Here is a 5,649-nt window from a genome sequence, read left to right as displayed (position 1 = left end):
TTCCGACCGTGGCCAGGCCGACCGTGGCCAGGCCGACCGTGGCCAGGCCGGCGGGCCCAGCCCGACCGGGGCGAGACGAGCCGCGACGACGACTTCGCTGGAGGGAACCGGCGCAACCGCGGCCGCTTCCGGGAGCGTGGCCGTAACCGTGGCCGCCAGGGCGGCTTCACCGAGTCGGAGCCGGTGGTCCGCGAGGACGACGTGCTTGTGCCGGTCGCCGGCATCCTCGACGTCCTCGACAACTACGCGTTCGTGCGTACCAGCGGCTACCTGACCGGCCCGACCGACGTCTACGTGAGCCTGGCCCAGGTCCGCCGGCACGGTCTGCGCCGCGGTGACGCGATCACCGGGGTGGTCCGGGCGCCGCAGGAGGGCGAGCAGCGGCGGGACAAGTACAACGCGCTGGTCCGGCTGGACACGGTCAACGGCCTGGAGCCGGAGGAGGCGCGCGGCCGTCCCGAGTTCACCAAGCTCACCCCGCTCTACCCGCAGGAGCGGCTGCGCCTGGAGACCGAGCCGCAGCTGCTGACGACCCGGGTCATCGACCTGGTGATGCCGCTCGGCAAGGGCCAGCGCGCGCTGATCGTCAGCCCGCCCAAGGCGGGCAAGACGATGGTGCTCCAGGCCATCGCGAACGCGATCACCACGAACAACCCGGAATGCCACCTGATGGTCGTCCTCGTCGACGAGCGTCCCGAAGAGGTGACCGACATGCAGCGGTCGGTCAAGGGCGAGGTGATCGCCTCGACGTTCGACCGGCCGCCGTCCGACCACACCAGCGTCGCCGAACTGTCCATCGAGCGGGCCAAGCGGCTGGTGGAACTGGGTGAGGACGTCGTCGTCCTGCTCGACTCGATCACCCGTCTCGGCCGGGCGTACAACCTGGCCGCGCCGGCATCCGGCCGGATTCTCTCCGGTGGTGTGGACTCCACCGCGCTCTACCCGCCGAAGCGCTTCCTCGGCGCCGCCCGGAACATCGAGAACGGCGGCTCGTTGACCATCATCGCCACGGCGCTGGTGGAGACGGGCTCGACGATGGACACAGTGATCTTCGAGGAGTTCAAGGGCACTGGCAACGCCGAGCTCAAGCTCGACCGTAAGATCGCTGACAAGCGGGTCTTCCCCGCGATCGACGTCAACCCCTCCGGAACCCGTCGGGAGGAGATCCTCCTCGCACCCGACGAGTTGGTGATCATGCACAAGCTGCGTCGGGTCCTGCACACCCTGGAGTCCCAGCAGGCGCTGGACCTTCTGCTGGACAGGCTGAAGCAGACGCGGACGAACTACGAGTTCCTGATGCAGATCGCGAAGACCACCCCGGGCCAGGACTGAGCCGGGCCAGGACCTGAGCCGAGGCGGACCGTCCAGGGTCCCTGTGACACCCCCGCGGGATGCCCGCCCCGAGGGCGCGCCCGGCTCTGGCAGACTGGAGTGTCGACACCCGGCACCGGTTCACGCCCTCGTTCAGGGGACAGGGCGACCCGGCGGCCATTTCGGGAAGAAGGATCATGAGGGCTGACATTCACCCGACGTACCACGAGACCACGGTCATCTGTACCTGTGGCTCCACGTTCACGACCCGTAGCACCAAGTCGGACGGTGTGATCCACGCGGAGGTCTGCTCCCAGTGCCACCCGTTCTACACCGGCAAGCAGAAGATTCTCGATGTCGGTGGCCGGGTCGAGAAGTTCGAACGGCGTTTCGGCCGCCGCCGTCCCGGTGACAAGCCGGGCACGACGGCCAAATAGCACTCCGCGGCCAGGCGGGCGGCCAGACGGCACGCCGCGGAGGCCGGACAGCGCGCGCCCGTGCCATACCGGTGATGGCACGGGCGCGTTCCGTCCCGGCTGCGGCTCGGCCCAGCCACGCTTACAGTTCGACGTTGAGAGCACCCGGGAACAGCGCTGTCCGGCCCGTGACGCCCGGCGCCGCTCGCCGATCGAACGCCCCAGAACCAGGAGACGCCCGAAATGACCACTCCGCTCGACGCTCTGCTCACCGAGCACGCCGAGCTGGAGAGCCGGCTCGCCGACCCGTCGGTACACGCCGACCCGGCGCTGGCCCGCAGCCTCGGCCGCCGATACGCGGAACTGACCCCGGCGGTGGAGACCGCCCGCGAGCTGGACCGGGTGGCCGCGGATCTGGCGACGGCCCGCGAGCTCGCCGCCGAGGACGCCTCGTTCCGCGCGGAGGTCGCGGAACTGGAGGCCGAGCAGGAGACACTGCGTAACAGACTGCGCGCCCATCTGGTGCCCACCGACCCGGACGACGCCCGGGACGCGATCCTGGAGATCAAGGCGGGCGCCGGCGGTGAGGAGTCGGCCCTGTTCGCCGGCGACCTGCTGCGGATGTACCTGCGCTACGCCGAACGCCGCGGCTGGCGGACCGAGATCCTTGACGCGAACCCCAGCGACCTCGGCGGCTACCGGGACGTGAGCGTGGCGGTGAAGGCCGGCCGGGGGGGCTCCGAGGGAGTCTTCGGGCGGCTGCGCTTCGAAGGCGGGGTCCACCGGGTGCAGCGGGTGCCGGTCACCGAGTCGGCCGGGCGCGTCCACACCTCGGCGGCCGGCGTCCTGGTGCTGCCCGAGGCGGCGGAGGTCGAGGTCGACATCGACCCCAACGACCTGCGGATCGACGTGTACCGCTCCTCCGGCCCCGGTGGGCAGAGCGTCAACACGACGGACTCGGCGGTGCGGATCACCCACCTGCCCAGCGGGCTGGTGGTGTCCTGCCAGAACGAGAAGAGCCAGCTGCAGAACAAGGAGTCGGCCCTGCGCATCCTGCGGGCCCGGCTGCTGTCGGCGGCCCGTGAGCGGGCGCAGGCCGAGGCGTCGGCGGCGCGGGCGAGCCAGGTCCGCACGGTGGACCGCTCCGAGCGCGTCCGTACCTACAACTTCGCCGAGAACCGGATCAGCGACCACCGGGTCGGTTACAAGGCGTACAACCTCGACCAGGTGCTCGACGGTGAGCTCGACGACGTCCTCAACGCGCTGGTCGCGGCGGACCTCCAGGCCAGGCTGTCGGTCGGGGTGGCGACGTGACCTCCGCCGCGCCCGGCCCGGCCCGGCCCGGTGCTCGGGCACAGACACCTGCGGCGCACCCTCCGCACGCCCCGTACACCTCACGCACCTCGCGCGCCTCGTACCCGCCGGGCCCGCACCCGGGCGCCGAGCCCGGCCCGGACCCACGGGCCGAGATCGACGCGGCGGCCGCGGTACTGTCCGCGGCCGGGGTGGCCAGCCCCCGGGCGGACGCGGAGCAGCTTGCCGCCCACGTCACCGGCGAGCCCCGCTGGCGGCTGGCGCTGACGGCCACGATGACCCCGGCCGAGCGCGGCCTCTTCCACGACCTGGTGGCCCGCCGGGCCGCCAGGGTGCCGTTGCAGCACCTGGTGGGCACGGTCGGGTTCCGCTATCTGACCCTGGCCGTCGGCCCGGGTGTGTTCGTGCCCCGGCCGGAGACCGAGACGGTGGTCGGCCAGGCCATCGACACCGTCCGCGCGGCCGGCTGGGACAGGCCGGTCTGCGTGGACCTGTGCACCGGCTCCGGCGCGATCGCCCTCGCGCTCGCCGACGAGCTGCCGGGCGCGCGGGTGCACGCCGTCGACAGCGACCCGGACGCGCTGCTGTGGGCGAAGCGTAACGTCGTGCTCACCGGAAGAGTGCTGGCCGTGCACCACGCCGACGTGGGGATCGACCTGTCCGGCGGTGCCGCGTCCCGGCCCGGCCCGTCGGACGCCCCGGGCGTCCCGGGCGTCCGGAGCGTCCCGGCCGTCACCGACGTGCTGGCGGACCTGCTCGGCCGGGTCGACCTGGTGGTGAGCAACCCGCCGTACCTGGGCGACGACGAGCGGGGCACGCTCGAGCCGGAGGTCGACGATCACGACCCGCCGGCCGCCCTGTGGGCCGGGCCGGACGGCCTGGCCGGCGTGCGCGCCGTCGCGGCGGTGGCGGCCGAACTGCTCCGTGACGGTGGCCGGCTGGTGATCGAGCATGCCGACCGGCACGGCTCGGCGGCCCCTGCCCTGCTGCGGGCGCACGGTCACTGGGATGATGCCCACGACCATCAGGACCTGACCGGACGGGACCGGTTCGTCACGGCGACCCGCCGGGCCCGCAGTAAGCCGGGCCCGGCCCAGGGGACAGCAGGGGAGGAGCGGTGAGCAGACGCTACGACTGCACGGACCCCGAGACACGGGGGAGCGGCCTGGAGGCGGCCACCCGCGCGGTCCGGCACGGCGGCCTGGTGGTGTTACCCACCGACACGCTGTACGGCATCGGGGCCGACGCCTTCGACCAGGTCGCGGTCCAGGCCCTGCTCACGGCCAAGGGCCGCGGGCCGGAGATGCCCGTGCCCGTGCTGATCGGTTCGTGGCGCACCCTCGACGGCCTGGTGGAGCGGGTGACCCAGCAGGTCCGTGACCTGGTGCGGGCGTTCTGGCCGGGTGGGCTCACCCTGATCGTGCGGCACGCGCCGTCGCTGACCTGGGATCTCGGTGACGCCCGGGGCACGGTCGCGGTACGGATGCCGCTGCACCCGGTGGCGATCGAGCTGCTCGGCCGGACCGGCCCGATGGCGGTGTCCAGCGCCAACATCAGCGGCCGGCCGCCGGCGACCACGGCCGACGACGCGCTCGCCCAGCTCGGCGACTCCGTCGAGGTGTACCTGGACGGCGGGCCCTGCGCGCTCGGCGTCGCCTCGACGATCGTCGACTGCACCGATGACGTCCCGCGGGTTCTGCGGGTCGGCGCCGTCGGCCTGGCGGCGCTGCGCGCGATCGTCCCATCACTTCGGGTACCCGCCGCGGTGGACTGACGCAGCACAGTGAACCGACACAGCAGGAGAGGCAGCTTATGAGCACCCCGTTCTGGGGCCCGGACTTCGACCAGCTCCACGCCGAGGATCCCGAGATCGCCGGTGTCCTCCTGGACGAACTGGACCGGCTGCGAGGCGGGCTCCAGCTCATCGCCAGCGAGAACTTCACCTCGCCGGCGGTGCTGGCGGCCCTCGGGTCGACGTTGTCGAACAAGTACGCCGAGGGATACCCCGGCCGCCGCTACTACGGCGGATGCCAGGTCGTGGACCGCGCGGAGGAGATCGGTATCGCCCGGGCGAAGGAGCTCTTCGGCGCCGAGCACGCCAACCTGCAGCCGCATTCGGGGGCGCAGGCCAACTTCGCGGTGTACGCGGCGCTGCTGGTGCCTGGTGACACCGTGTTGGCGATGTCCCTTCCGCACGGCGGTCACCTCACCCACGGTAGCCGGGTCAACTTCAGCGGCAAGTGGTTCAACGTCGCCGCGTACGGGGTGCGCGAGGACACCGAGCTGATCGACTACGACGAGGTGCGCGACCTCGCCCGCCAGCACCAGCCCAAAATGATCATCTGTGGCGCCACCGCCTACCCGCGGCTGATCGACTTCGCCGCCTTCCGGTCGATCGCGGACGAGGTCGGGGCCTGGCTGATGGTGGACGCCGCCCACTTCATCGGCCTGGTCGCGGGCGGGGCCATCCCGAGCCCGGTGCCCTACGCCGACGTCGTCAGCTTCACCACCCACAAGGTGCTGCGCGGCCCGCGGGGCGGGATGATCCTCTGCCGGGAGGAGCTCGCCCAGCGCATCGACAAGGCGGTCTTCCCCTTCAGCCAGGGCG

At 72.2% G+C, this 5,649-nt stretch carries 6 protein-coding genes; all 6 read left to right on the top strand.

The features are described 5' to 3' along the window. The first annotated feature begins 183 nt into the window (after nt 1–183). Nucleotides 184–1,332, top strand: a complete 1,149-nt coding sequence (gene rho, locus AC5LUJ_RS12075; protein ID WP_493464951.1) for a transcription termination factor Rho — start codon at nt 184–186, stop codon at nt 1,330–1,332. 176 nt (nt 1,333–1,508) lie between these two features. Further along, nucleotides 1,509–1,748 (top strand): 50S ribosomal protein L31, encoded by a 240-nt coding sequence (rpmE, locus tag AC5LUJ_RS12070; protein ID WP_250281262.1) that lies wholly within the window; start codon nt 1,509–1,511, stop codon nt 1,746–1,748. Between the two features lie 222 nt (nt 1,749–1,970). After that, complete coding sequence (gene prfA / locus AC5LUJ_RS12065) at nt 1,971–3,041, top strand: peptide chain release factor 1 (RefSeq protein ID WP_250281263.1); 1,071 nt, start codon at nt 1,971–1,973, stop codon at nt 3,039–3,041. Then, nucleotides 3,038–4,162: a peptide chain release factor N(5)-glutamine methyltransferase gene (gene prmC / locus AC5LUJ_RS12060; RefSeq protein ID WP_250281265.1), complete on the top strand. Its 1,125-nt coding sequence runs from the start codon at nt 3,038–3,040 to the stop codon at nt 4,160–4,162. Before prfA ends, prmC begins: the two co-directional genes overlap by 4 nt. After that, nucleotides 4,159–4,815 (top strand): L-threonylcarbamoyladenylate synthase, encoded by a 657-nt coding sequence (locus AC5LUJ_RS12055; RefSeq protein ID WP_250281267.1) that lies wholly within the window; start codon nt 4,159–4,161, stop codon nt 4,813–4,815. The genes prmC and AC5LUJ_RS12055 overlap by 4 nt, the downstream gene beginning before the upstream one ends. 38 nt (nt 4,816–4,853) lie before the next feature. Continuing rightward, on the top strand, nt 4,854–5,649 hold a 796-nt coding region (gene glyA / locus AC5LUJ_RS12050; protein WP_493464950.1), incomplete at its 3' end, for a serine hydroxymethyltransferase.

The sequence above is a fragment of the Protofrankia sp. CiP1_Cm_nod3 genome, assembly GCF_982290655.1.
The sequence above is the reverse complement of the archived record's forward strand: the minus strand, read 5'-3'. Positions and strand labels throughout refer to the sequence as shown.